Origin of the sequence: Niallia oryzisoli (assembly GCF_043641075.1) — a bacterium.
Classification (GTDB): Bacteria; Bacillota; Bacilli; order Bacillales; family Cytobacillaceae; genus Bacillus_BD; species Bacillus_BD oryzisoli_A.
Genome location: NZ_JBHZRC010000006.1, coordinates 196,253 through 221,033, shown reverse-complemented (window position 1 = coordinate 221,033; position 24,781 = coordinate 196,253). Strand labels below are relative to the sequence as shown.

Genomic DNA, 24,781 nt, shown 5'->3' with positions numbered 1-24,781 from the left:
TTTTATAATAGATGATGTGAGAGGGATTTGGTGATGGGTGTGAGTGAGCGGATTTTGTTGGTGGAGGATGATCGCGAGATTGCTAGAATTGTATGTGATTTTTTGCGGAAGGCGGGGTATTTTGTAACGTGGTCCTCGACCGGGAAGGAAGGATGGGAGGATTTCCGGCAGGAGGCCTATGATTTGGTGCTGGTAGATTTAATGCTGCCCGAGATGGATGGGTTTACGCTTTGCAAAAGTATTCGGCTTGAAAGTGATGTGCCAATTCTGATTATTAGTGCAAGACATGAACAGGAAAGTCTTGTTCAGGGCTTGGATATCGGGGCGGATGATTATGTAACTAAGCCGTTTCGGCTTGAGGAGCTGCATGCCAGAATCTGTTCACATCTGCGCAGATACAGGCGTTATTTAGGTAAGGATAAACAGGGGCATCAAACATCCTATTTCCATGGTTTAAAGCTTGATTTTTCAAAGGAAGCTGCCTATTTGGATAATGAGCCGTTATTGTTAACAGCGAAGGAAAAGGATTTACTTCTTCTTTTAGCAAAAAATCCTTTCAAGACCTTTGCAAAGTCTGAGCTGTATCAGCATATTTGGCAGCAGGATGACCAAAACGGGAATAATACGGTGACCGTACACATCAAAGGTCTCCGGACGAAGCTGAAGGATGAAATGCGATCTGCCAAATATATTCAAACGGTATGGGGTGTCGGCTACCGCTTTATTGGTGAACCGATTCTATGAAAATTAAATATTGGCTTATGCTGAGTTATTTTATTGTCATGCTCCTGCCTGTTGCTGCCCTTTTTACTCTTTACATTATGATCAGTCAGTATGACCAAAAACAAGATTTAATTGAGTACATGGAGGTTTCTAGTACACTATCCACCTTAGAGCCCTTGTTAGAAAATCATCAGCTTTATCAAATTCAGCCTGAGACAGCCTACGAGGAGATAAAGAAGCAGGCAAATGAGAGGACCAAAATTTCTTTGTATCGTTATGATGGGGTGATGCTGTTTTCTTCCATAAACGAACCTTACTTAAATCGATTTAATCAAAGTAATCTTAATCAATTTTATGAAAACTTGAATGAAGTGCAAAAAAATTTACGAACGTATTCAGTTAAAAAAACGGTCTTTTATAAAGGAAGGCTAATTGGAATTTATGAAGTGACACTGGGCCGAGATCAATGGGTCGAAATGGTGCAAAATCGTTCTCTTATTCTAGCTGTCTCCTTTCTCTTATTTTTCACAATCACGTATGCCATTGTTGTCATTCTTTTGAATCGAAAGCTAAACCGACCGTTGCAGCAGTTGCGTTTCCAAATGACAGCTTTCGCGCAAGGACAAGCGGAACAAGAAAACGCTCGGCCGAGCAAGGATGAAATTGGTGAGGTGCTGCGCCATTTTTATCAAATGAAGGAGCAAATAGAACAATCACGTATAGAGCTGGCCAAACAACAGAAGGAAAAGGAATTTATCGTTGCTTCCTTAACACATGATTTGAAAACACCGTTAACAGTCATTCAAGCCTATACAGAGGCATTGCAGAGCAATAATGAGTTATCTAAGAAGGAAAAGCAGGAGTATCAAACCATTCTATTTGAAAAATTAACCTATATGAAACAGATGCTGGATGATTTAAGTGTGTATACAGCCCTTCAATCCTCAAAGGAAATCGTCGAGCTGATTGAAGTGGACGGGGAGGAGTTTTTTGATATGCTTTTGTCTGGCTACGAGGAGCCATGTCGGAACAAAGAGATAGATTTGCAGGTTGAGCAATTTGTGAAACTCAGCTATTACGTAAGTGTGAAGCATTTCGTGCGAATTGTAGATAATTTAATGACGAATGCGATACGCCATACATATGTAGGTGGTCGAATTTGGCTGGCAGCTTTTTCAAGCGATCAAAGGCTGCCGGATTGGATTTTTTCGAATTTTAACAGTGAGCTGGAAGATTGGAGAGCGGGAGGAACAATCCTTCTTATCCAAAATGAAGGGAATGGGATTCCACAGGAATGGCAGGAAAAGATATTTCAGCCGTTTGTGCAGGGTGAAGGAGCAAGAGGCCGTGGAGGCAGCTCCGGTCTTGGGCTTAGTGTGGCAAAAATCTTAATTGAAAAGAATGGCGGAAAAATCAAATTATGGTCAGCAGATGGCTTAGGTACACTAGTTGCATGCTGGCTAAGAGAAACGGAGTCGGTCACAGGTGAAAGTTAAGAAGTTAGTCTATGGAGTGGTAGTCAGTCTTACTTTATTAGCGGGGTGTTCAGGCGAAATGGCGGCATCTTCTTCTGAGGAAATTATTTCAAATGTATTGGATAGCGAGAAAAAATTTGAACCTTACTATGCTAAAGCAGTGATGAAGCATTACGAAGGGAAAGAATTAATGGGAGAAATCGATATTGAGGAGTTTGCAGGTACAAATGGGAAAAGAAAGATTATTACAAACGACAAGCTGAAAGACAACGCTGCTGGCTATGCTGTAAATGATGGTGAAAAGATTCTTTCCTATGAAGAAGGCAGCGATGTTGCCTATCAAATGGATATTTCCAAAGAGGAACTTCCCTCAACGATGACGCAAAAGGAGCAATTAACGATGCTGCTTGAGGGAATCAAAGAAACCCACGATGTCGAAATGGCAGGAGAAGAAAAGATTCTTGGCTTTGATACGTATCACCTAAAGGTGAAGGCCAAATCAAAGGATGCTATTTTAGGAGATATGGAGTATTGGGTGGACCAGAAAACGTGGTTTGTCTTGAAGTCTATCACAACGACGGGCGATATACGTTCTGAAATGGAATACACAGAAATTCAATTCTCACCTGATTTTACTGATGATACGTTCACGCTGGAGCTGCCGGAAAATGTGGCAATGAAGAATATGGAGGATGAATTTCAGTCACAGACAGGTACAGTGGAGGAAGCAGTGAAGGCATTTGGTAAATCGTTTCTACTTTTGGCTGAGAAGGATGCAGAAATCGAACATATCGAATGGTATGAACTAAAGGGTGAGATCAATCGGACGGAGGTTACCGTTTACTATAAAAAGGATGGTATCCCGTCATTGATGTTATCCGTGTTTCCAACTCCAGAAGAACCGGGTATGGAAATTAAAGAGAGTGAAGTAAAGGTTCGCGGTCAAAATACAGAGATAATGAAGGAAATAAACTCGATTAGCTGGGATGAAAATGGGATTCGGTATTCCATCATAATTCAGCATCCAGACCTAACGGTAGAAGAGGCAATTGCTTTAACGGAGAATATGATTATGAGTAAGTAAAATCAAAAAAATGAAAGAAAGTGGGCTCTGGCTTACTTTCTTTCATTTTTTTTGGTGGAATACAATAGGGTACATACGCTTAACGTTTTCCTTTTTGGGTAAGTTGGTGGGTAATTCGCTGGAAGGCTGCTTCGTCAAGAATGCCTAGCTTAGTAAACAAGGCTGAATAACCGAGAACTCTTTTATTGACGCGATGATTCATAGTTTGTCTCAGCTCCTTTTTTATTAGTTTATGCGTTTGCAAGGAAAAGTTTCCTTAGGGAAAAACTTTTGGTTTTATTCTTATCTAGTGGAGTATTCTTCAGTAGGGTATCTTCTGGTTGGTATGTATCCATTCATACAGCTCTATTCAATTTATGTGATCCTGAAATAGTAATAGTAAAACTTGATTCGGATCAATTTTTATTGAGAACGATTATCATATAATGATAATAGAAAGAGTGACAACATCAGCAGATGCAATGGTAGGTGCCTGCTTACAGTATGAAATAGATTAACTCAAAAGAGGAGAGGGATTTGAAATGACTCAACTTACTTTATATGTACATGGAATAACTTACATTGACAGACTTCGTTCCATCGAGCAGTGCATCAAAAACTTAAGCGGCATTGTTTCAGTTAAAGGTACATTGCCAAAGGGAAAGATTATCGTAAAATTTCAGCAAAGCTTCGTTAGTAGCATGGAAATCATTAATAGAATTGAAGGACATGGGTTTGAAGTGGTTAAGAAGATACAAAAGGACGATGGTTTCGAAACGTTTAATTAATAGCTTACTTGGACATGTTCTGCTAATGAATCATTTTATAAAATGTTTGCATTTTTTTATGCGTGCTGCATACTCTGTATTATAACAGTTTAAATGGAGTGAATCTGTTTCAAACAAAGGGAGGGATAAAATGTTACAAAGTCCAGTTGAATTCTTCAGGGAATTACCGAAGAAAATATGTGCAGAGTGTGGGCAGATTATAGAGGAGCAGGCTGAATCCTATTTAATGGAATGCGATCGCTGTTTGTCAAAACGAGTTGAATAAATGAAATCGATACACTTCTCTCGCACGTAACCCAACCTCCCTTTATTCGGAGGTTTTTTTGTGCGTTCTATTTGTTAGATTTGGGTTGAAATATAAGACACGGTCATGGTGTTTTGTTCTGTATGATAACAAATTTAAAAGCAGGAAGCAGGAGAACCGTCCCCCTGCTTCATTCGGAATGGAAGGTAAGCAAAGTGTGTAATTCTTTGAGATAAAAAAATCATTTGATACAATTTAGGTGACTATATGAGTGGAGGGTTACATATGACATTAAGTGGAAAAGCGGCAATTGTTACGGGTGCAAGCAGTGGGATTGGGGAGGCGACTGCGTTTGCGCTGGCAAAAGCGGGTGCAAATGTGGCGTTGGCAGCTCGCCGAACAGAGCGTCTAGAAGAATTGAAAGTGAAGATTGAACGTGAAACAAACGCAAAAGCGATTGTTATACGTACCGATGTAACGGATAAGGCTGCTGTGGAAGGTCTTGCCGCGAAAACGAAGGAAGCATTTGGCTCAATTGATATCCTAGTGAATAATGCTGGAGTGATGCTCCTTTCCTATATCAAAAATGATCTAATTGATGAATGGACGAGGATGGTGGATGTTAATATCAAAGGTGTGCTTCACGGCATTCATGCAGTCCTTCCGACGATGCTTGAACAAAATACTGGTCATATTATCAACATTTCATCAGTTGCCGGTCATGAGGTGACCCGAACAAGTACGGTTTATTCTGCAACTAAATACGCTGTCCGTGCTCTTTCTATGGGACTGGAGAAAGAGTTCTCAACAACTGGATTACGCGTAACAAATATTTCTCCTGGAGCAGTTGAAAGTGAATTAAGAGAGCACATTACAGATGAAGAGGTTCGTGCTAATTTGGGAAATAAGAAGAGAACGCTTTTAGAAGCGGAGGATATTGCCAATGCAATTGTCTATGCAGTGTTACAGCCTGAATATGTGAATGTCAATGAAGTGATTGTGCGTCCGAAACTGAATTATTAATAGGTTTTTGAGAATGGAAAACAGCAGCTGAATGGATATTAGCTGCTGTTTAGTATGGCGATAGAAATATTATTCTTAATAAGTCATGTGATAATTGAGTCTTTATTGATGAAAACTAAGCAGAATAATGAAGCAGAAGAACCGTCCCGCTGCTTCTAAAGTGAGGTGTTTGTTGATGGCGTTTTATGAGAGTTTAGCACCGTTTTATGATGAGATTTTTCCTGTGAATGTGACGGCCTGTGATTTTTTGTTATCGTTTTTTGAGAAGGCTGACCTTGTGCTGGATGTTGGCGCTGGTACGGGTAATATGGCAATAGCGCTCGCGAAGAAGGGGCTGCGGGTGATTGCGGCGGAGCCGGATGTTACGATGGCTGATTATATTCGGCAAAAGGCGGTTGAAGAAAACGTAACCATTCCCGTTCATATCAAAGCTATGCAGGGAATGGATCAAATAACCGAAAAGGTTAACGGGATTTATTGTATTGGAAATACACTGCCGCATGTGAGTAACGCAGAAGAGTTAAAGGTTTTTATAAATAAATGCCATGAGCTGTTAAGCGAAGGTGACCACTTTATCCTACAGCTTGTAAATTATGAAAAAGTACTTTCAGCGGTTGAGGATTTTTCATTCCCAGTCATTCAAAAGGAGGGCTTACTATTTACTAGGGAGTATAGACAGGAAGGAGACAAGATTATCTTTACGACCAACTTAAACGTAAAAGGGGATAGCTTCTCAAATTCTATCCCATTATTTCCCATAACCTCCCGAAAATTAATTCCCATTCTTCAAGAGACCGGCTTTGAAGTGGAACATATATATGGGAATTTCGCACGACAAGACTATTCAGCGAACTCACCAGCATTGATCGTTGTCGCCAAAAAATAGCAGGAAAGGGTGGTTCTTCTGTTTCTAATGTAGCAGAGTGGCGGTTCTTTTGCTTCCAATGAAGCAGAGAGTCGGTTCTGCTGCTTTCAATGAAGCAGAGGGACGGTTCTGCTGCTTCCAAAATGATAGCGAATGAACGGTAATGAAATAGGAAAGAGTCTGAGTGTGGATAGTAGGCACTCAGTCTCTTTCCAATGGTTTATAGCGGTTCCCAGGAAAGGAGAACGCTGCCTTTATGCTTTTTACCTTCTACCTGTAGTTTATATTCACCGGCTTCCTGAATCTGTATTGTATCACCCGGGTTCAGGGTGCTGACTTCTTTCCCATCGGAATCTAGTACAATCGCCTTAATCTCTCCAGCTTCTGTATGGGCGGTTAAGGTAACCTCTATAACCTCGGAATCTCCCACTGTTACATTCTTAAAAAATTCTCCCGAAAACTGATTATATTCGCCCGTTATCCTATTCTCGAACGCATTAATTTCTCCAATTGTAATCGTATAAGAACCTCCTGAACATCCAACAAGTAAAACTAACATAAGCAATAATAATGCTCCCAGCCTTTTCATCATTATTTTCTCCCTTTTATTAAGATAGGAAACTTGATTCTAGTTAAGTGTATCTTCAATAGCTAATACGTTTGAAAATAAAAAATGTTCGGAATGTCACTGAATTGTCAAGAGTTTTCTTGTTTCGTTAAGAATAGGAAGCAGGAGAACCGTCCCCCTGCTTCCTAAAAAAGTAGATTGACAGATTTGTATATACAAGTTACAATGAAAACGTTCCCAGGAAAAACATGTATATACATGTTGAAGGGGTGGAAACGGATTAATATTCCATATTTATTTTACAAATACTTTAATTATGTTCTTCGATAGAAGAGGAGGAAAAATGATGAGTAACTATACTCAACCGGCAAAAGAACTTCTTGAGCATGTTGGCGGCAGTGAAAATATTTCTGTTGTGACACACTGTGCAACAAGAATGCGCTTTGTTCTAAATGATCCGAAGAAAGCGGATAAGGATAAAATTGAAGCTATTAAGCTTGTAAAAGGAACCTTTACCCAAGCTGGACAATTCCAGGTTATTATCGGGAATGAAGTGTCTTCTTTCTATAATGAATTTATTAAAATGGCTGGTGTAAGCGATACCTCAAAGGATGAGGCAAAGGAAGCTGCGAAGCAAAACATGAACATTCTGCAGCGAATGATTGCACACCTTGCTGATATCTTTACACCGTTAATTCCGGCTATCGTTGTTGGGGGTCTAATTCTTGGATTCCGAAATATTATCGGGGACATTAAAATGTTCGAGGACGGCACGAAATCCTTAATCGAGATTTCTCAATTTTGGGCTGGAACCCATGCATTTTTATGGCTGATTGGGGAAGCCATCTTCCACTTCCTGCCTGTTGGAATTACATGGGCAGTGGCAAGAAAAATGGGTGCTACTCCGATTCTTGGAATTGTACTAGGGATTACGCTTGTTTCACCTCAGCTGCTTAATGCTTATGGTGTTGCCGGCGCGACAGAAATTCCATTCTGGGATTTTGGTTTTGCAAAAATTGATATGATTGGTTATCAGGCACAAGTTATTCCAGCTATACTAGCAGGTCTATTATTATCTTATCTTGAGTTGAAATTACGTAAGATTGTTCCAAATGCGATTTCTATGATTGTTGTTCCATTCTTTGCATTAGTTCCAACGGTTTTGATAGCCCATACTGTATTAGGTCCAATTGGCTGGCAAATCGGCTCGTTCATCTCTGATGTGGTTTACTCTGGTTTAACTTCTGCTTTTGGATGGTTATTTGCAGCAATCTTTGGCTTTGCTTACGCGCCGCTTGTTATCACTGGTTTACATCATATGACAAATGCGATTGACCTACAGCTAATGAGTGAGCTTGGCGGAACAAACTTATGGCCAATGATTGCCCTTTCTAATATTGCTCAAGGTTCAGCCGTTCTAGCGATGATTTACATTAATCGTAAAAATGAAGAAGAAAAGCAAGTATCGATTCCTGCTGCCATCTCTTGTTATCTTGGTGTGACAGAGCCGGCGATGTTCGGTATTAACTTAAAATACGGCTTCCCGTTCTTAGCTGCCATGATTGGTTCCCTAGTGGCAGGCGTGATCTCAGTAGGAAGCAATGTGATGGCAAACTCCATTGGTGTCGGCGGTCTTCCTGGAATTCTATCCATTCAGCCGCAGCATATGCTGACTTTTGCGATTGCCATGGTAGCAGCGATTGTGATTCCGTTCATCTTAACGATTGTATTTGCGAAAACAGGCATGGGTAAGGTTTCTTTTAAAAGAAAATAAAAACAAATAGAAGGGGAACAATTAGTTGTTCTCCTTTTACTATTTAGATGTTCATGGAAGAATTTAATAAAAGGACAGGTGTTTGAATATGAATCAGCCTTGGTGGAAAAAAGCGGTCGTGTACCAAATTTACCCAAAGAGTTTTAATGATACGACAGGTAATGGTGTCGGGGATATAAAAGGAATTATTGAGAAGCTGGATTATTTAGCAAAGCTTGGTGTTGATGTCGTTTGGTTAACGCCGATTTATGAATCGCCACAGCGTGATAACGGCTATGATATCAGCGATTATTTTCAAATTCATGAACCATATGGAACAATGGAGGACGTTGAGCTTCTTTTAGCTGAGGCACATCAGCGCAATATGAAAATCATTATGGATATTGTTGTGAATCATACCTCCACCGAGCATCAATGGTTTATTGAATCCAGATCCTCTAAGGACAGTCCGTACCGAGATTATTATATTTGGAAGGACGGACAAAACGATGAGCCGCCGACAAATTGGGATTCGAAATTTGGCGGCAATGCATGGCAATTTGATGAAGAAACAGGTCAGTACTACCTGCACTTATTTGATGTGACACAGGCAGACCTAAATTGGGAAAATGAACGGGTTCGTAAAGATGTCTACGATATGATGAAGTTTTGGCTTGATAAGGGGGTTGACGGCTTCCGCTTGGATGTGATTAACCTGATTTCAAAGGACCAGCGATTCCTTGACGATGACGGCTCAGTCGCACCTGGAGACGGGCGCAAATTTTACACAGATGGTCCAAAAATTCATGAGTATTTACATGAGATGAACCAAGAGGTGTTTTCAAGGTACGACATGATGACTGTGGGGGAAATGTCATCAACTTCCATTGCTAATTGTGTTAATTATACGAATCCAAGCCGCCAAGAGCTTGATATGACGTTCAGCTTCCATCATTTAAAAGTGGATTATCCAAATGGTGAAAAGTGGACGAAAGCTGAATTTGACTTTTTACAATTAAAGCAAATTCTTTCTAAATGGCAGGTTGAAATGAACGAAGGCGGCGGCTGGAATGCCCTGTTCTGGTGTAACCATGATCAACCTCGCGTCGTATCACGATTTGGAAATGATGGAGACTATCACCGAGAATCTGCGAAAATGCTTGCGACGACCATTCATATGATGCAGGGTACTCCTTACATTTATCAAGGCGAAGAGTTTGGCATGACGAACCCGAACTTTGAGAGCATCGATCACTATCGCGATGTGGAATCATTAAATATGTTTCAGATTTTACAGGGAAAAGGAATGTCCAATCAGGAAATTCTAGATATTTTGAAGCAAAAATCACGAGATAATTCGAGAACTCCCGTACAGTGGAATGATACTGAGAATGCGGGCTTTACTTCAGGAGCCCCATGGATCAATGTAGCGGCAAATTATAAGGAAATTAATGCAGAAAAAGCGATGACCGATAAGGATTCTATTTTTTATCATTATCAAAAGCTTATCTCTCTACGAAAAGAGTACGATATTGTTACAGAGGGGAATTTTGAGTTGATATTGGACGATCATGATGCTATTTTTGCTTATATACGGAACGATGGTGATGAAAAGCTATTGGTTGTGAATAATTTTTATGAAAAAGATGTTGAATTTCAGCTCCCTGAACACAAGGATTTAACGGAATTTAACAGCAAAATTCTCTTATCCAACTATAGTGATACGTCTGAAAATCCGTTAAAATTAACATTAAGACCGTACGAGTCTGTTGTATATTACCTAAAAAAGTAAACTGGGGTTTTGACAATGACAAACAAGTATTTGATGATCCATAACGAAATTGCCAAGCAAATCGATAAAGGAGAAATTGCAACCAACTCACTTTTGCCTTCTGAGCATGAATTAAGTGATCGTTACAATACTTCGCGAGAAACCATTCGCAAGGCCTTGAATTTGCTATCGCAAAATGGCTATATCCAAAAGGTACGCGGAAAAGGCTCGATTGTCATCAAAAGCACAAAGATTGATTTTCCAGTTTCCGGCTTAGTAAGCTTTAAGGAATTGGCAGATAAGATGGGTGAAAAGCCTCGGACGATTGTGGAGGAATTGTCGCTTGTTAAGCCGGAAACATATATTCAAAAGCAGCTGAACCTATCAAGTAAGGACCAGGTCTGGCAGGTATTTCGGATAAGAGAAATGGGCGGGGAAAAGGTCATTCTTGATAAGGATTACCTGAATAAGAAATTTGTCCCTGAGCTAACAAGAGAGGTCTGCGAAAACTCTATCTACGAGTATCTTGAAAAGGAACTTGGATTAACGATTAGCTTTGCGAAAAAGGAAATTATTGTCGAAGAGCCAACAGAAGAGGATAAGCGTTTACTAGATTTAGAAGGGTTTCACTGTGTCGTCATCATTAAGAATTATGTCTACCTTGATAACGCAAGTCTATTTCAATACACCGAATCCAGACATAGACCCGACAAATTCAGATTTGTCGATTTTGCGAGAAGAACACATCAATAATAGAACGGACCCATATGATTTGTGAAGTTTATATGAAGTTTCCCTCATTTCATAACAAAATAATTTAATAAGTTTTATAATAGCAATATAAATATTACTTTATTCATAAAGGAGGTCTTCTATTTTGTTCTCAAATATAGGTGTACCTGGATTAATATTAATAATTGTGTTGGCTCTTATTATATTCGGACCAAAGAAGCTTCCGGAACTAGGCCGTGCAGTTGGCCAAACACTAGGTGAATTTAAAAAATCAGCTCGTGAATTAACCAGTGAAGTTGTAGATGAAATAGATGAAGTGAAAAAAGAAGTAAAGAAAGAGGTGTGAGAAATTTTCTCACATCTTTTTTTTGTAAAGGATGCAGAGGGACGGTTCTGTTGCTTCCATTTTGGAAGCGACAGAACCGTCCCTCTGTTTTATAGGTTCAATAAATGCTTCACAGCATAGGCAAATCCGTTCTCGTCATTTGTTTTGGTGACAATGTCTGCCTGCTGCTGTACTGAGGATGGGGCGTTACCCATAGCAACGGAGGCTGTCGCAACTTTAAATTGCTCGACATCATTTCCGCCATCTCCGAACGCATAGATTTCATCGAATTTCTTGTTGGTAAGTTCCTGAAAGCGCAGGAGCGCCGTTCCTTTGTTTGCTTCAATAGACGTAAACTCAATATTGTTTGGGTGGGAGGATGCCATAGAAACCTCCAATTTCCCTTCGATGGCTTTTCTAGCCTGGGAAATTTTTTCAAGCTCATCGTGTCGAGAAACAGCCATAACTTTATAAATTTTGATGTTTTCTTTTGCCAATATTTGATCGTAATCATAATCCTGGAAAATCGGTTCAATTTCTTCAGGGCGTTTATCCTGGATGTCCGGATTTCGGCACGGAAATCCGCCTTGGTTTGTATAGACCATTATCCATAAACCTAAATGATGTAAAATGGGAAACAACTCTTTATAAGCTGGAATTGGCAAAGAGGCTTCAAATAACGTATCACTTGTTTCAGAGTAAATGATTGTCCCGTTTATGCTGATAATGGGCGGCTTAATCTTTTGTACAGCATCCAATTTCACTACATCTTCAACGGCACGACCAGTGTTAATGATGACACTGTGCCCCTGCTCCTGCAGATCGCGGAGGACCTGTAGATTTTCATTTGAAACCTCATGCTTAGAATTTAATAATGTACCATCTAAATCTATAGAGAAACATTTCATGTTGGTGAGTTCCTTTCTTCCTTTGTCCATTTTACTATAGCAGAAAATTCAGTTTGAAAAAACTTTTCTCTAAAAAAGAGCAGAAATGAGAGGAAATTTCATTATTTCATAACCCGAATAAGTTTTATGCTGTCGTGTATCTTATAAATGTACGATATCCAAAGAAGGAAAGAGGGATAACAATGGTTAATTATAACTTTGAGAAATTTAGGAAGATACAGAGTCAACATAAGAGTGAGTACGGTGGAGAAAAAGGCCACGGTTCAAATAAAGACACTTATAATACACAGGAAAATACAGACAAATCACCAGGGGCTGGCGGCAGAACAGTCTAGGAAGCGGAGGGACGGTTCTCTTGCTTCCATATCATAAAGAAATAAAAGAAGCGGGATCAATTCCTGCTTCTTTTTTTATGAGAAAACGTACATAGTCTGTGAAGAATTACATATACTGTATTATAACAACAGTTAATTAAAATGAACTGTAGTATAAAACGGAGGCGATTCTAATGCTACAAAACCCAGTTGACTTTTTTAAACAATTACCACAAAAGGAATGTGCAGAATGTGGTCAGGCTATTGAGGAACAGGCTGAATCCTATTTAATGGAATGTGACCATTGCTTATCAAAGCGGAATGAATAAAAACAACACTCCTTAATATGAACGAACTCTTTGTAGGATAACCCATTCTTATGAAGGGTTTTTTGTTTTGTATAAAATATTTTAGAAGCATAAGAACCGTCCCCCTGCTTCCAATAATTAACGACCTAAATGAAGGAAGGATTTTTATTGGGTGGTCATACTATTGTTGTTGGTATTGAAAGGGGAGAGTGTGTATGGATTTAGAATGGTTTGACCGGGTCTGTGGTGAGCTGCAGGATAGCCTGGATTCGATTTGTAGTAAGTATGATGAAAATGGCGGGATGTCTGTCGAACGTGGGTCAAAGCATCCGAGAATTGATTTTTTCGTTGAAAATGGCGATGAGGATAGGGATTATTTTTGTACGATTTATTTTGATCCGCGAAATGAAGAATTTTATATTGAATCCTTTGATCCAGATTTAGGATATGAAAGCAAGGTCGTGTTAGCTGACATTGAGGATATTGTTGATGCAGTACATGAAAGCTTCCACATCTATATGGATGAGGATGCGGCAGCATCAGATGAACTGTTTGACGAGGATACCGGTTATTATGTAGCCGATGATGATGAGTTAGAAAGTATTGATGATGATGGGGACGATGCAAACATTCTCTTAGAACAGGTTGATGTCGAATGGGAAACACCCGAAGTGACAGCCTATTATCTGGAAAATGAAGTGGAGGTCACGTACCAGTTTGGCATTGTGCAGGAAACTGGTGATGGTGTGTTAAGACGTGTCAATCGGATCTGGACAGAGGATGATGATTTGCTAAAAGATGAAACAAATTTTATTTTCAGCAGGGAAGAAGCTAGTACGATTATTGCGATGATTGCCAGCCATATGGATGCGCTCAGTCCAATGCAGCAATAATATTAGTAAGCGTTGCTGAAACAGGCAGCTGCTTTTCAATTTTGTCAAAATGAAAAGGGAGAATTAAAATGCCGAATGATGAAAAAGTAACAGATGTGGTAGATCAGCCCTCAATGGCTAAAAGCCGTACGGACCTTGGGATTGAAAAGGAAACAAAGAATGCAAAGCTGGCGAGTAAACCAAGAGTCGGGGAAACCATTATTGGGAACGACGGGATAACAGGACGTATCAGATAGAATGATACTTAATAGTATTATGAAGAAAGTGGCTGTTCACATGTGAGCAGCCACTTTCTTCATATGTATAAGAGTTCATCAAAATTCAAATATACAATGGGAAGTAAGGCCATTATTTAAGAAAATAATGGCATTGTGAGGAAGATGGTAAAAGTACCATCCCTCACATGCATATTTCAACAGTTTCAGAATGGGATCAATAAATGATGATGATAATTTGCAGGAACTTTTTCATAAAACAATGAGGAAGTGTAGCTTGATGCTGGCAATACTATGATTTTGTAAAATGTCTCTTTAACAGTTATTCACAATCACAGTCATCGTCATTGGTTGTAGATGATACATATACATGCTGATTTTGGAGAATTTTTATGCTGAAATCAATAACTAATTTATCTTCCGTTTCTGTAAACGTGCCTTCATTCATGAGTCCAGTAGATTCAAGCAGACATCTATCCACTGCCTCCACCCATTCAATGATTTTACTGGAAACCAATTCGCAATAGGGAAGTTCGTTATAATACTCTGAACTTGCCTGATGGAATTGGGAAAGGTCACTTGATAGCAGTTCATCCTTTTCAGGGTATCCAACTGGTAAAGGTCTCGTCACGTAAAAATCAAACTCATGACGGTTATTCGTTTTCGGCATTTCTGGCTTTACAATGTAATCTTTAATTTCTGTAATGAGATTAAACGGAATATGCTCAGTATGGGATTGTATATTACTTGAAACTGCTGTTGAAGCTGCTGATTGCTCTGTTACAGCTGCATACTGAATGTTTTTACGAACATACCCTTTAATAAATAATTTATTCGTTGGCAGTAGCAGTCTGCATTGTGTAAGAACCAGCTGCTTTTTAACATCTTTAATTTCGAGAACATCTTCAGGAAAACGAGTTCTGTGGATCGTATGAACCTGTAAACTAGGCTCAGCTAAGACGACAGGCATCTTTGTTAGTACCTTGCCAATGCTTATTTGTGGGCGGTAATGCTTTTGCTCAAAATCATCCTTATGATTGTGTTTATTATTATTTGACATTTTATTGCCTCCTACTGGGAACAGAATAGTGTATTCTATGCTGGGCAAATAACCATGTTTGGGTAAACGCCCAGAGACAAACTAGAAAACGAAAAAACATTTAAAATCAGGGATAGTGGATTTGGGATAAAAAAATAATCATCATTTGTGATAATCAACATATACTGTACTATAACAATAAAGTTCGAATGAATCTGTATTATAAAAAGGAGAGGGTATAAAATGCGTAGTACAGTTGATCAGGTGAAGGAATTACCGAAAAAGGTATGTGTGGATTGCGGTCAAACGATTGACGAGAAGGTTGAGTCCCATTTAATGGAATGTGATTATTGCTTATCGAAGAAAGCGGAGTAATAGACAAAGCCGCCAAAAAAAATCCTCCAAATTTGTTGGAGGTTTTTTTTATGTTGATAGGAAATTAAAAGTTGGATGACAAATGCAGAAGCATGCCTTCTGAATTGACATTTATCATGAAGTACATTAGTTTAAAATCTGATATATGTTACTTCTACTACTTAATACATCTCTATTACATATTTTCGAATACAAACTTTAAATTAGAAGGTAGTGAACAAGATGAACGCAACAAATTTTGAGGCGACGGATCAATGGAAAAAGAATATTATTCTTTTTTTAAGCAGCCAGACGATTTCACTCTTTGGCTCCTCGTTAGTTCAATATGCTATTTTTTGGTATATAACCTTATCGATGGACTCCGGTGTCATGATGACTGTGTATATTATATGCGGGTTCATTCCCACTTTTATTTTGTCTCCGATAGCGGGGGTATGGGCTGACCGTTATAACCGAAAGCTTCTGATTATGATGTCAGATGGAATGATTGCATGTGCTACATTGATTTTGGCTGTTGTCTTTTTAATGGGGTATGATGCGACCTGGCTATTATTTGTCATCTCAGCTATTCGTGCGTTAGGTACCGGGATTCAAACACCGGCAGTTGGTGCGATTCTACCTCAAATTGTACCGAAGGAGAAGCTGACACAGGTGAACGGAACCAATGGGAGCATCCAAGCAATTATTATGTTTGTTTCACCCATTGTCAGCGCAGCTTTATTATCTGTCACAACGCTTGAAATCATTTTCTTTATTGATGTCGTGACAGCGGCTATTGCGATTTTGACGTTGTTAATTTTCTTCCATATTCCATTACATCAAAAAGCAAGGGAAAAACAATCAACCAGTTATTTTTCTGACTTAAAGGAAGGGATCTCTTTTATTAAGCGAAATGATTTTTTAAAGGTGTTCTTTCTGTTTTTCGCTATTTTCTTTGTCTTAATGGCGCCGGCTGCTTTTTTAACGCCGCTGCAGGTGACCCGCACGTTCGGGGATGAAATTTGGAAGTTAACCGCTATCGAAATTGCCTTTTCTGTTGGGATGATGGCAGGCGGGGGGATTATCGCAGCCTGGGGAGGCTTCCAAAATAAAATACATACGATGACCTTTGCTAGTTTGATTATGGGGGCTTGTACTTTCGCACTGGGCATCGTCCCTAATTTTTGGATTTATCTTGTATTTATGGCTGTTACCGGTATTGCAATGCCTATTTTTAATACACCGACAAATGTCTTATTACAGGAAAAGGTAGATGAGAATTATCTGGGAAGGATCTTTGGTGTCTTTGGCATGATATCCACATCCATGATGCCTATTGGTATGCTGATCTTCGGCCCGCTTGCTGACATATTCCCAATCGAATGGCTCCTCACCGGAACCGGATTACTAATGCTCATCCTCACGATTCTTTTTGGCCGTAATAAAATACTGCTGGAGCAGGGGACCACCACATTAGCGACAAAATAAGATGTCAGGCACCACAAAAGGACAAAGTACGTGAACTGTCCATTTGTGGTGCCTGACACCGTAAAATTTTTGTAGAAAAATGTCGGTAGTTTGAATTTTTTTAAAATAAGTGTAATCTAAATCACATGCTATAATAATCTTGTCAATAATCGTAAGTAAAAAAATGCCAATGAAAGAGTGGGATTACTATGTTACTAGAAGGATTAATTAACCGTTTTAAATCAGAAAGAAATCGTAACCCATCACATGTCAATGAACTACTAGATTTTGTTCAAAGAAGTTATATATATGGCGAACTATCAATTAAAGAATATAAAAACCTATATTTCGAACTAGACAGAAAAAACGCAGTTAAGCCAAGTTTTTCATAAAAAAGTAAATGTGGGCGGTTCTGTTGCTTCATGGAAGCAACAGAACCGCCCACATTTTTTTGAACCGCTGCTTTTTCCCATAGAACAAGCAGCGGTTCTCATAGTTTAGGCTTACACTAGGTGGTTTTTTGGAACAGTGGGTAAAATGACTTCAACGGTCGTTCCTTTATGCAGTTTGCTTGTGATTAGTAGTTCGCCATCATGATTTTCAATGATTTTATAGCTGGTCATTAATCCTAAACCCGTTCCTTTTTCCTTTGTGGTATAGAAGGGTTCTCCTAAAGTGGGAATGCGGTCCTCTTGAATGCCAATGCCTTGATCAATAAAACGAATCGAAACCTTGTCCTTTTCTAGTTTCTTCACTTTCACATCTATATTTCCACCATTTGGCATGGCTTCAATAGAGTTTTTCAAAATATTAATAAATACCTGTTTTAATTGATTTTCTTCACAAACAATCGTCGGGATATCTGCTTCAAATTCAACAAAGATTTGTATATTATTCATAATAGCCTGTGTGTTTACAAGCGTCACGACATCCTTTATTAAATGCTGAATCTCTCTGTCCTGAAACACTATGGCGGTTGGTTTTGCTAAAACTAGGAATTCACCGATAATGAGATTAATCCGGTCCAATTCTGATAGGACAAGGTCAAAATATTCTTGATCCTCTGTATATTTTGATTTGAACAGCTGGACAAACCCTTTGATGGAAGTGAGAGGATTCCGTATTTCATGTGCAATCCCAGCAGCCATTTGTCCGACTAAGGCCAGCTTTTCTGATTTCTGCAGAAGACCCTCAGTTTCTTCTTTTTTATCCGTAATATCTTTACACACAGATAAGATGGCCTTTTTCCCATTATGGCTGATTAACCTGCTGGAGATTTCAACGAAAATCGTTTTGTTATCCAGTCGTACTAGTTTTTGCTCCACATTATTCGTTGGTTTTTTCTCTAGCTGGAGTAGATCCATCCGTTTCTTCGCAAGTTCTTGATAATGAGGAGTGATAAAGTGATAGATGGATTTACCGACGATCTGATCCTTGTGATCAGCTCCCAATAAATCTTTTCCAGCCTCATTTACATAAAGAATCATATTTTGATGATGGATAAGGATTGAGTCCGGTATCGTTTCAATTAATTGCTGATAGCTCTTTTCTGTTTCATTCATTCTATCAATATAGAATTTTAATTTATCATATTGATTGCCAATGAACCAGGCAATCAATATTCCAATGATTAGATCAATCATACTCTTCCAAATTGATAAATCTCCAAATAACAGCACCTGGAAACATTCAAAAAGAATAAAAATACTAATAAAAAATACTCGTCCATGGAGTCTCATACATCATATCCTCTTATTACATTCAGTTATTTAATAATATTTTAACATAAAAATGATAAGAACGTCACAAACACTTGGGCGACATAGAATGGTATGCAATAACCCATTCACTATGCACCATGGCAGTCAACTAGACAAATAGTGAGTTCTAGTACTTTTTAGGAAGACCCATGCAAAAAAAAAACCGCATATAAAATGCGGTTCAATGCTGGTTTTGTTATTGACTAATACCCAATATAGCGTATGCAAAGAAGGGTGAATGTGTATATAAAATATATAATTTTTTAGCATCTTTTTTTAGAGTTAGTCTATGAAAATTTGTACATAGATTGGGTGAGTGTTGATTAAAAATGAAAGGTCGTATACAGCATGCCATGCGATTACTTACAGTCATGTTTAGATGCCAGCTGATGATATAAATATCTGTTGATTCTGGAGAATCTTCAGCTTAAAGTCAATTACGATTTTATCATCAGTGGATCGAAAAGGTACATCCTCCTGTAGAAGTTCACCGGATGAACCGAAAATTCCATAGGTTCGTCTTCGAGCGATAGGATACCTAGTCAACGCTTCATTCCATTCAATGATAGTATGTGAAATTAATTCACAATACGGTAGTTCATTATAGTATTGTTTGCTTTCCTGATGAAATTGGGTTAAATCACTAGAAAGCATCTGATCCTTTTCTGGAAAACCCGAAGGTAGTGACTGTGAAATAAAAAAATCAAATTCGTTATGGCTGCTACTTTTTGGCAGCTCAGGCATTGAACTAAATTCTTTTATTTCTGTCCGCAATTCAAAAGGGATTTTCTCGGTATGCGATCGAATATCGGATTGAATAGAGGTTTGTGTCAGGTAATCAGATAACGCTGGATCCAGTATCTGCTCCGGGGAACAATCCGATTGCTCTACAAAAAGGGCTGGGGCTGCGTATCGAATGTTTTTACGAATATACCCTTTTATAAATAATTCTTTTGTAGGCAGTAACAAGCGGCATTGCGTAATCACCAATCTTTTCTTTACATCCTTGATTTCTAATACATCCTCAGTAAACTCTGTCACATGAAATAAACATTTCTGTAGGTCTACTTCTGCTAAGACAACTGGAAACTTAGTCACCATACTGCTATGATGCAGCTGGTGTTTTTTGGGCTCACAATCGTAATGATCATTTGTATTATTTTTATTTTCAGGCATTTGTAAATCCTCCACAGGCACAGACTAATGTATTTTATGTGGGATAAAAGACTATGTATAGGTTCGTGCCTAGAAAAAAGGATTTACGTTTGGTACCTGCTCAGTTCAAGAGTGCTTATTTGTCTCCAAGAACGGAGAGTAAATAGTGCAGTGCTTTTTCTTTGCTTCCGGTATATTGTTCCTGCCGCTGCTGATCCTTCTTTAATTTTTCAATCGTTGCTGCAAGAATTTCCTCTTCTTTCCCTGAAGGAACCACGATTACTCCATCCGCATCTCCGACAATGATATCGCCCGGGCTAACGCTTACTCCACCGCAGGAAATTGGGATTTGCAGCTCCCCTGGTGCCGCCTTTGCACTTGCTGCAATGGTTGAGGCACGGCAAAACACAGGGAAATCAAGATCCCTTATCCCTTGGATATCACGAATAGCACCATCTATGACGATTCCCTGAAGCCCCATGTTTTGGGCCAGACTAATAACAAAATCACCTGCAACCGCGCGCTCCGTATATCCTTTTCCATCCACTACCAGCACATCACCGGGCTTCGCATCTCGTATTCCCCTTAATATGCCTGTATTATCTCCAGCTGGAATGGAAACCGTAAAAGCTCTTCCGGCAATTTTGAATGAATCCTTTAATGGTTTTATGGCCGTGTTCATATGGTTATAACCCTTTAACGCATCCGAAATTCCTGTTGTAGGTAAGCCGAGAAACTTTTCTGCAACTGATGACATCCATGAGCCCCCCTTTGAGTATAATATTAATTATTTATGTATAAGCATGATTTTGTAAAGATATGACTTCAAAAAGCAAGACGGAGTCCGAAGCCAATTAAACTTCGAACAAGGAAAGGCGAAAAAAGCAAAAATGAGTCTGAAGCCGGGCAAACTTCGGACAAGGAAAGGCGGAAAAAGCAAAAATGAGTCTGAAGCCGGGCAAACTTCGGACAAGGGAAGGCGGAAAAAGCAGGATCGAGTCTGAAGCCGAACAAACTTCGGACATGGAAGAGCCGAAAAACCAATAATAGGTCCGAAGAAATAGAAATACCAATCGTCCACCTAAACAAACGTTATATATAATAGGAATCGCTTGTTTTCCAAACGCCATAAAGTTTTTTGGTGATAGGGTACATGCTATCGTCTTTTTTAATATAGCTTCATATAAAGAATCATTACACTTTATAATGAAACAGAAAATCTTTTCCGTTCTTTAAAATAAGACCATTCTTTATAGCCGATTTCTTTTAGTTTTTTTCTAACCAGTTCGAAGTCATCGCCGACTCTTTCTGGAGTATGGGCATCTGAACCGAACGTTACTTTTACTTCGTAATGATGGGCCAATTCAAGAATATCATCGGAAGGATACCAGCCGCCCACATCCTTCGTTTTACCCGAGGTATTGACTTCAATGGCAACATCCTGCTCTGCAATTATCTTCAAGGTTTTTTCAACGGCAGCTGTTTGGATGGAGGAGAAGGCAGGATAAAAACTCTTCATCGCATCAATATGACCAAGAATATCATACATCCCACTCCTCGCAGAGCTTTCAATCAGCTCATAGTAGGCTTCCTTTGTTTTTACCCTTTGAGCTTCTGAAAGCCCCTCCCAACGGGTTTTATGAAAAATGCTTTCCCCATCCACGTAATGGACAGATCCTATAATATAATCAAAAGGATAGGGTTCAAAGCAGCGGCGATAGTGATTGACGCTTTCTGGGAAAAAATCAGCTTCAATTCCCAGCAAGACATCAATTTTGCCCTCATACTCCTTTTTTAGCTGCCGTACTTCTGCTATGTAATGAGGAAATTCACTTTTTGCCATTGTGATATGTGGGTATGGGTGATCTTCCTCACGGCCAAAATAGGGGGAATGATCAGCAATACCAATCATGGAAAGTCCGCAATCGATAGCAGCCTCAATATAATCCCGAATGGTCCCTTGTGCATGCCCGCACCTTTCATGATGTGTGTGAAAATCAAATTTAGTAGGTAAGTTCATTATAGCGATCATCCTTTTACAACCATTTACTGTTATTGTACCAAGTTTTTGGAAAATGAATCATAGGTGCTGCCAAAAAAGGTGTTTGGTATTTTTATATAGTCTGTCACTCGTTCGCCCACTATGCATTTTTCATGTTGTCAGTCATACAATTCTAATGAGGTGGTGGAAAGTGGATTTCGACCGAGAAAAGGCAAACCTGTTGGCGGAAAATATTAGAGGGTTTATCCAATTTGTCCAGAGAAGTTATCAGCAAAACAACAGCTATCTTTCAGATCCGGATAAATTGTACCGGTTGAAGTTGCTTGTTGACGAATTTCATTTGACAATCATTGCAGACGAACTTACTAGAATAAATAAGTTCATGTACGATCAAAAGTACACTGGTCTATTAGTCAATCGCTTTAGAAAAGCAATCCACATTATCGGAGATTATATTGATCAAAATTCCAATGAGTTGTTCATTTTCACTGCCAGGCTTCATACGTTAAGGTCTATTTGCAGTTCATTTACTTCTATTTAATGATTAGACTATCTTTTAAGGAAGATAGTCTATTTCCTTGTATTAATGATATACTTCATCATATTATACGTCCCTGTTTTTTCCTGTATGTTCATGGAATCTGTTATTGTAAAATAATAGTATGGATGACTGGCGAAAAATGTCGTATTTTAACGAAATGTATGATAATCTTTTTGGTAATTTAGTAGAGAAGGATGGATAGAATGCTTCAAATTGTGGATAAAACATCAATTGTTCATGCATCTAAACAGTTCTGTAAGCAGTCCGGCCTTGACCCAACAGTGATTCCTCAGTCCAAATGTATTCCTGAAAATGAGATTAAGGAAAAGCTGAAGAGCTATGAGGAAATTTTATCAGTAGCAGGCTTTTTTATGGATCGGTTTCTAAACTCTATCAAGGATAAGGGAATTCCTTTATTAATCTCTGTCAGCAATGAGGAAGGCGTCATTTTGCAAATAGCAGGGGACCAATTAATAAGGAATGTTATGGATAAAGCCGGCTTTCGAGTTGGAATACAATTTATGGAGGAAATGTCGGGAACAAATGTCGTTAATCTGGCGTTAAAATATCGAATGCCCTTTGAATTAATCGGCGATGAACATTATCATCACTATTTTCATCAGGCAGTATGCTATTCTGTACCATTTTCTTATCAAGAGCAGGATAAACTCCTCGGTACCATTTCAATCATGACTTCTATCGAGTATGAACATCCTTTTTTCTTAGCCATGCTCATTACGATGGTAGATTCGATTGAACGTGAATTACAGCTGCGAAAACAGAATAGCAGATTAAATGTACTCAATCACATTCTTATTAATACAACCCGTAATGGAATTGTCGCAACAGATAGAAACGGCATCATCCTTGAATTTAATCTATACGCAGAAAAAATCCTAAAAAACGGCAAAGAGTCTGTTATTGGGAAGTCAGTAAGCTGTCTAACTAGTATTAACAGCTTCATCGATCAAGTGTTAAAAGAAGAAAAGAAATTTGAAGATATCCAGTTAAGCTTTATGGATGCAGAATCAGGTAATACTATTGTCTGCCTTTTTGATGCTTTGCCTATCTATGATCAAAAGGGGATATTGATCGGTGCTTTAGGGCAGTTTCGCGATATTACAGATCGATTTGAATCAGAACAAAAAATTCGTTATTTGGCTAATCATGACGAATTAACCGGTTTGGCGAACCGTCGATTATTTAAAAAGAGAATGACAAATGAGATTGAAAATGCAGCGGATTCCCGTAAAAAATTAGCGATTGTATTTATAGATCTTGACCGTTTTAAACATGTAAATGATACCTTCGGACATAGTGAGGGGGACCACCTCTTACAGCAGGTATCAGATCGTTTAAAGGAATGTGTAGGATCCGATTGTGATTTTGTTGCCCGTATGGGTGGAGATGAGTTTATTTTTATTTTGCCTGGACGGGACACATATGAATCGATACAGACCGACGCACAGGCTATCTTATCGAACTTTGAAAGACCATTTATGGTAAGCGGGTTTGATTTACACATATCAGCAAGTCTAGGAGTCGCTGTTTACCCGGATAATGGTAAACATCTTGAAAGCTTACTGATTTGTGCAGATAGTGCAATGTATCAAGCAAAGGCAAATGGTGGAAACAATTATCAAATTTATACACCAACAATGTATGCAAATTCTCATAAGAGGCTGTTCATGGAAAATGCTTTGCGGAAAGCGGTTGAGAATAAAGAATTGTTTTTGGCCTATCAGCCTCAAGTAGATGCGAAGACAGGACAGCTCCTCGGGATGGAGGCATTAGTAAGGTGGCAGCATCCACAGCTTGGTATCGTATCGCCAGATGAATTTATTCCCATAAGCGAAGAAACAGGCATCATCATCCCTTTAGGAGAATGGGTTATCAGGGAGGCCTGTTATCAGAATAAACGTTGGCAGGATGCTGGGTATCCACCTGTAAAGGTCTCCGTTAATTTATCAGGCAAGCAGTTTGCTCAAGGTCGAATAGTAGATGATATTAGACAAATTTTAAAGGAAACGGGACTTGAACCGAAATATCTTGATATAGAAATTACTGAGAGCATGATGATGGACGTGAATCACTCTATTCAAGTTTTAAAAGAGTTATGTGATTTGGGTGTGCAAATTTCAATCGATGATTTTGGTACGGGATACAGCTCATTGAGCTATTTAAAACGTTTTTCCATTCATCGTTTAAAAATCGACCGTTCATTTGTTCAGGATATAACAATAAGCTCGAGTGATGCCAGCATCGTAGAAACCATTATTGTGATGGCGCGGAATTTAGGGATCGGAGTTATTGCTGAAGGGGTAGAATCAAAGGAACAGCTCGAATTTTTAGTTGAAAAAAATTGTGACGAAGTCCAGGGATATTTATTTAGTAAACCCCTTTCTGCCGAGAAATTTGAACGTGAATTTTTACAAAGGATTAAAGCAAAGATAATCTAATTAAACAAAAGGCAGGTAGAGTAATGGGGATGACCT

The 24,781-nt window shown here is 38.9% G+C and carries 28 protein-coding genes; 20 read left to right on the top strand and 8 right to left on the bottom strand.

What is annotated here, in order from left to right:
- Window positions 1-33 precede the first annotated feature (33 nt).
- The 3 genes from ACHUFV_RS17870 to ACHUFV_RS17860 are packed head-to-tail and all read left to right on the top strand — an operon-like array spanning window position 34 to window position 3,282.
- Window positions 34-744, top strand: coding sequence for a response regulator transcription factor (locus tag ACHUFV_RS17870; protein WP_394236505.1), 711 nt, complete (start codon window positions 34-36; stop codon window positions 742-744).
- Window positions 741-2,219, top strand: coding sequence for a sensor histidine kinase (locus ACHUFV_RS17865; RefSeq protein ID WP_394236503.1), 1,479 nt, complete (start codon window positions 741-743; stop codon window positions 2,217-2,219). Before ACHUFV_RS17870 ends, ACHUFV_RS17865 begins: the two co-directional genes overlap by 4 nt.
- Window positions 2,209-3,282, top strand: a complete 1,074-nt coding sequence (locus ACHUFV_RS17860; RefSeq protein ID WP_394236502.1) for a LolA family protein — start codon at window positions 2,209-2,211, stop codon at window positions 3,280-3,282. Before ACHUFV_RS17865 ends, ACHUFV_RS17860 begins: the two co-directional genes overlap by 11 nt.
- A 79-nt stretch (window positions 3,283-3,361) precedes the next feature.
- On the opposite strand, the gene ACHUFV_RS17855 is transcribed toward ACHUFV_RS17860, so the two are convergent.
- Window positions 3,362-3,484 carry a hypothetical protein gene (locus tag ACHUFV_RS17855; RefSeq protein ID WP_394236501.1) on the bottom strand — a complete coding sequence of 41 codons (123 nt, stop codon included), beginning with the start codon at window positions 3,482-3,484 and terminating at the stop codon, window positions 3,362-3,364.
- A gap of 319 nt (window positions 3,485-3,803) precedes the next feature.
- Here ACHUFV_RS17855 and ACHUFV_RS17850 point away from each other — a divergent pair, with 319 nt between their 5' ends.
- The 4 genes from ACHUFV_RS17850 to ACHUFV_RS17835 all read left to right on the top strand — a co-directional run bounded on the left by ACHUFV_RS17850 (window position 3,804) and on the right by ACHUFV_RS17835 (window position 6,202).
- Complete coding sequence (locus ACHUFV_RS17850) at window positions 3,804-4,049, top strand: hypothetical protein (RefSeq protein WP_394236499.1); 246 nt, start codon at window positions 3,804-3,806, stop codon at window positions 4,047-4,049.
- A gap of 130 nt (window positions 4,050-4,179) precedes the next feature.
- On the top strand, window positions 4,180-4,314 hold the full coding sequence (gene yhfH, locus ACHUFV_RS17845; protein WP_394236498.1) for a protein YhfH: 135 nt from the start codon (window positions 4,180-4,182) through the stop codon (window positions 4,312-4,314).
- Window positions 4,315-4,578: 264 nt separating this feature from the next.
- Window positions 4,579-5,316, top strand: coding sequence for an SDR family oxidoreductase (locus ACHUFV_RS17840; protein WP_394236496.1), 738 nt, complete (start codon window positions 4,579-4,581; stop codon window positions 5,314-5,316).
- A 175-nt stretch (window positions 5,317-5,491) separates the two neighbouring features.
- Window positions 5,492-6,202, top strand: coding sequence for a class I SAM-dependent methyltransferase (locus tag ACHUFV_RS17835; RefSeq protein WP_394236494.1), 711 nt, complete (start codon window positions 5,492-5,494; stop codon window positions 6,200-6,202).
- 199 nt (window positions 6,203-6,401) lie between these two features.
- Here ACHUFV_RS17835 and ACHUFV_RS17830 read toward each other — a convergent pair whose 3' ends face one another.
- A complete protein-coding gene (locus tag ACHUFV_RS17830) occupies window positions 6,402-6,773 on the bottom strand; it encodes a hypothetical protein (protein WP_394236492.1) in 372 nt (123 codons plus the stop codon).
- 322 nt (window positions 6,774-7,095) lie between these two features.
- Here ACHUFV_RS17830 and treP point away from each other — a divergent pair, with 322 nt between their 5' ends.
- From treP to tatA, 4 genes are all read left to right on the top strand, one after another.
- The gene (gene treP / locus ACHUFV_RS17825; RefSeq protein ID WP_394236491.1) at window positions 7,096-8,523 is read left to right on the top strand and encodes a PTS system trehalose-specific EIIBC component; all 1,428 of its coding nucleotides are present in this window, start codon (window positions 7,096-7,098) and stop codon (window positions 8,521-8,523) included.
- Window positions 8,524-8,611: 88 nt separating this feature from the next.
- Window positions 8,612-10,294 carry an alpha,alpha-phosphotrehalase gene (gene treC / locus ACHUFV_RS17820; RefSeq protein WP_394236489.1) on the top strand — a complete coding sequence of 561 codons (1,683 nt, stop codon included), beginning with the start codon at window positions 8,612-8,614 and terminating at the stop codon, window positions 10,292-10,294.
- Window positions 10,295-10,309: 15 nt separating this feature from the next.
- Entirely contained in the window at window positions 10,310-11,026 is a 717-nt protein-coding gene (gene treR / locus ACHUFV_RS17815; protein ID WP_394236487.1) for a trehalose operon repressor, read from the top strand.
- A 124-nt stretch (window positions 11,027-11,150) separates the two neighbouring features.
- Entirely contained in the window at window positions 11,151-11,351 is a 201-nt protein-coding gene (gene tatA / locus ACHUFV_RS17810; RefSeq protein ID WP_394236485.1) for a twin-arginine translocase TatA/TatE family subunit, read from the top strand.
- Between the two features lie 89 nt (window positions 11,352-11,440).
- Here tatA and ACHUFV_RS17805 read toward each other — a convergent pair whose 3' ends face one another.
- Window positions 11,441-12,238 carry a Cof-type HAD-IIB family hydrolase gene (locus tag ACHUFV_RS17805; RefSeq protein ID WP_394236483.1) on the bottom strand — a complete coding sequence of 266 codons (798 nt, stop codon included), beginning with the start codon at window positions 12,236-12,238 and terminating at the stop codon, window positions 11,441-11,443.
- Between the two features lie 182 nt (window positions 12,239-12,420).
- Here ACHUFV_RS17805 and ACHUFV_RS17800 point away from each other — a divergent pair, with 182 nt between their 5' ends.
- The 4 genes from ACHUFV_RS17800 (at window position 12,421) to ACHUFV_RS17785 (ending at window position 13,989) form a co-directional block, all read left to right on the top strand.
- Window positions 12,421-12,573 carry a hypothetical protein gene (locus tag ACHUFV_RS17800; protein ID WP_394236481.1) on the top strand — a complete coding sequence of 51 codons (153 nt, stop codon included), beginning with the start codon at window positions 12,421-12,423 and terminating at the stop codon, window positions 12,571-12,573.
- Between the two features lie 173 nt (window positions 12,574-12,746).
- Complete coding sequence (gene yhfH / locus ACHUFV_RS17795) at window positions 12,747-12,881, top strand: protein YhfH (RefSeq protein ID WP_394236479.1); 135 nt, start codon at window positions 12,747-12,749, stop codon at window positions 12,879-12,881.
- 194 nt (window positions 12,882-13,075) lie between these two features.
- Window positions 13,076-13,753, top strand: coding sequence for a hypothetical protein (locus ACHUFV_RS17790; RefSeq protein ID WP_394236477.1), 678 nt, complete (start codon window positions 13,076-13,078; stop codon window positions 13,751-13,753).
- 68 nt (window positions 13,754-13,821) lie between these two features.
- Complete coding sequence (locus ACHUFV_RS17785; RefSeq protein ID WP_394236475.1) at window positions 13,822-13,989, top strand: hypothetical protein; 168 nt, start codon at window positions 13,822-13,824, stop codon at window positions 13,987-13,989.
- 301 nt (window positions 13,990-14,290) lie between these two features.
- On the opposite strand, the gene ACHUFV_RS17780 is transcribed toward ACHUFV_RS17785, so the two are convergent.
- A complete protein-coding gene (locus ACHUFV_RS17780) occupies window positions 14,291-15,028 on the bottom strand; it encodes a CsxC family protein (RefSeq protein WP_394236473.1) in 738 nt (245 codons plus the stop codon).
- 222 nt (window positions 15,029-15,250) lie between these two features.
- On the opposite strand from ACHUFV_RS17780, the gene yhfH (ACHUFV_RS17775) reads away from it, so the two are divergent.
- From yhfH (ACHUFV_RS17775) to yppF, 3 genes are all read left to right on the top strand, one after another.
- Complete coding sequence (gene yhfH / locus ACHUFV_RS17775) at window positions 15,251-15,382, top strand: protein YhfH (protein ID WP_394236471.1); 132 nt, start codon at window positions 15,251-15,253, stop codon at window positions 15,380-15,382.
- A gap of 222 nt (window positions 15,383-15,604) precedes the next feature.
- Window positions 15,605-16,849, top strand: coding sequence for an MFS transporter (locus tag ACHUFV_RS17770; RefSeq protein ID WP_394236469.1), 1,245 nt, complete (start codon window positions 15,605-15,607; stop codon window positions 16,847-16,849).
- A gap of 188 nt (window positions 16,850-17,037) precedes the next feature.
- Window positions 17,038-17,220, top strand: coding sequence for a YppF family protein (yppF, locus tag ACHUFV_RS17765; RefSeq protein ID WP_394236467.1), 183 nt, complete (start codon window positions 17,038-17,040; stop codon window positions 17,218-17,220).
- Between the two features lie 111 nt (window positions 17,221-17,331).
- Here yppF and ACHUFV_RS17760 read toward each other — a convergent pair whose 3' ends face one another.
- The 4 genes from ACHUFV_RS17760 to ACHUFV_RS17745 form a co-directional block, all read right to left on the bottom strand.
- Window positions 17,332-18,567: an ATP-binding protein gene (locus ACHUFV_RS17760; RefSeq protein WP_394236465.1), complete on the bottom strand. Its 1,236-nt coding sequence runs from the start codon at window positions 18,565-18,567 to the stop codon at window positions 17,332-17,334.
- A 396-nt stretch (window positions 18,568-18,963) separates the two neighbouring features.
- Window positions 18,964-19,764, bottom strand: a complete 801-nt coding sequence (locus ACHUFV_RS17755) for a CsxC family protein (RefSeq protein WP_394236463.1) — start codon at window positions 19,762-19,764, stop codon at window positions 18,964-18,966.
- A gap of 115 nt (window positions 19,765-19,879) precedes the next feature.
- Window positions 19,880-20,500 (bottom strand): RraA family protein, encoded by a 621-nt coding sequence (locus tag ACHUFV_RS17750; protein ID WP_394236461.1) that lies wholly within the window; start codon window positions 20,498-20,500, stop codon window positions 19,880-19,882.
- 444 nt (window positions 20,501-20,944) lie between these two features.
- Window positions 20,945-21,763: a histidinol-phosphatase gene (locus ACHUFV_RS17745; RefSeq protein WP_394236459.1), complete on the bottom strand. Its 819-nt coding sequence runs from the start codon at window positions 21,761-21,763 to the stop codon at window positions 20,945-20,947.
- Between the two features lie 172 nt (window positions 21,764-21,935).
- Here ACHUFV_RS17745 and ACHUFV_RS17740 point away from each other — a divergent pair, with 172 nt between their 5' ends.
- Together ACHUFV_RS17740 and ACHUFV_RS17735 are read left to right on the top strand one after the other, a co-directional pair.
- Window positions 21,936-22,286: a hypothetical protein gene (locus ACHUFV_RS17740; RefSeq protein WP_394236458.1), complete on the top strand. Its 351-nt coding sequence runs from the start codon at window positions 21,936-21,938 to the stop codon at window positions 22,284-22,286.
- Window positions 22,287-22,480: 194 nt separating this feature from the next.
- Window positions 22,481-24,745, top strand: a complete 2,265-nt coding sequence (locus ACHUFV_RS17735) for an EAL domain-containing protein (RefSeq protein ID WP_394236456.1) — start codon at window positions 22,481-22,483, stop codon at window positions 24,743-24,745.
- The last annotated feature ends 36 nt before the right edge of the window (window positions 24,746-24,781 follow it).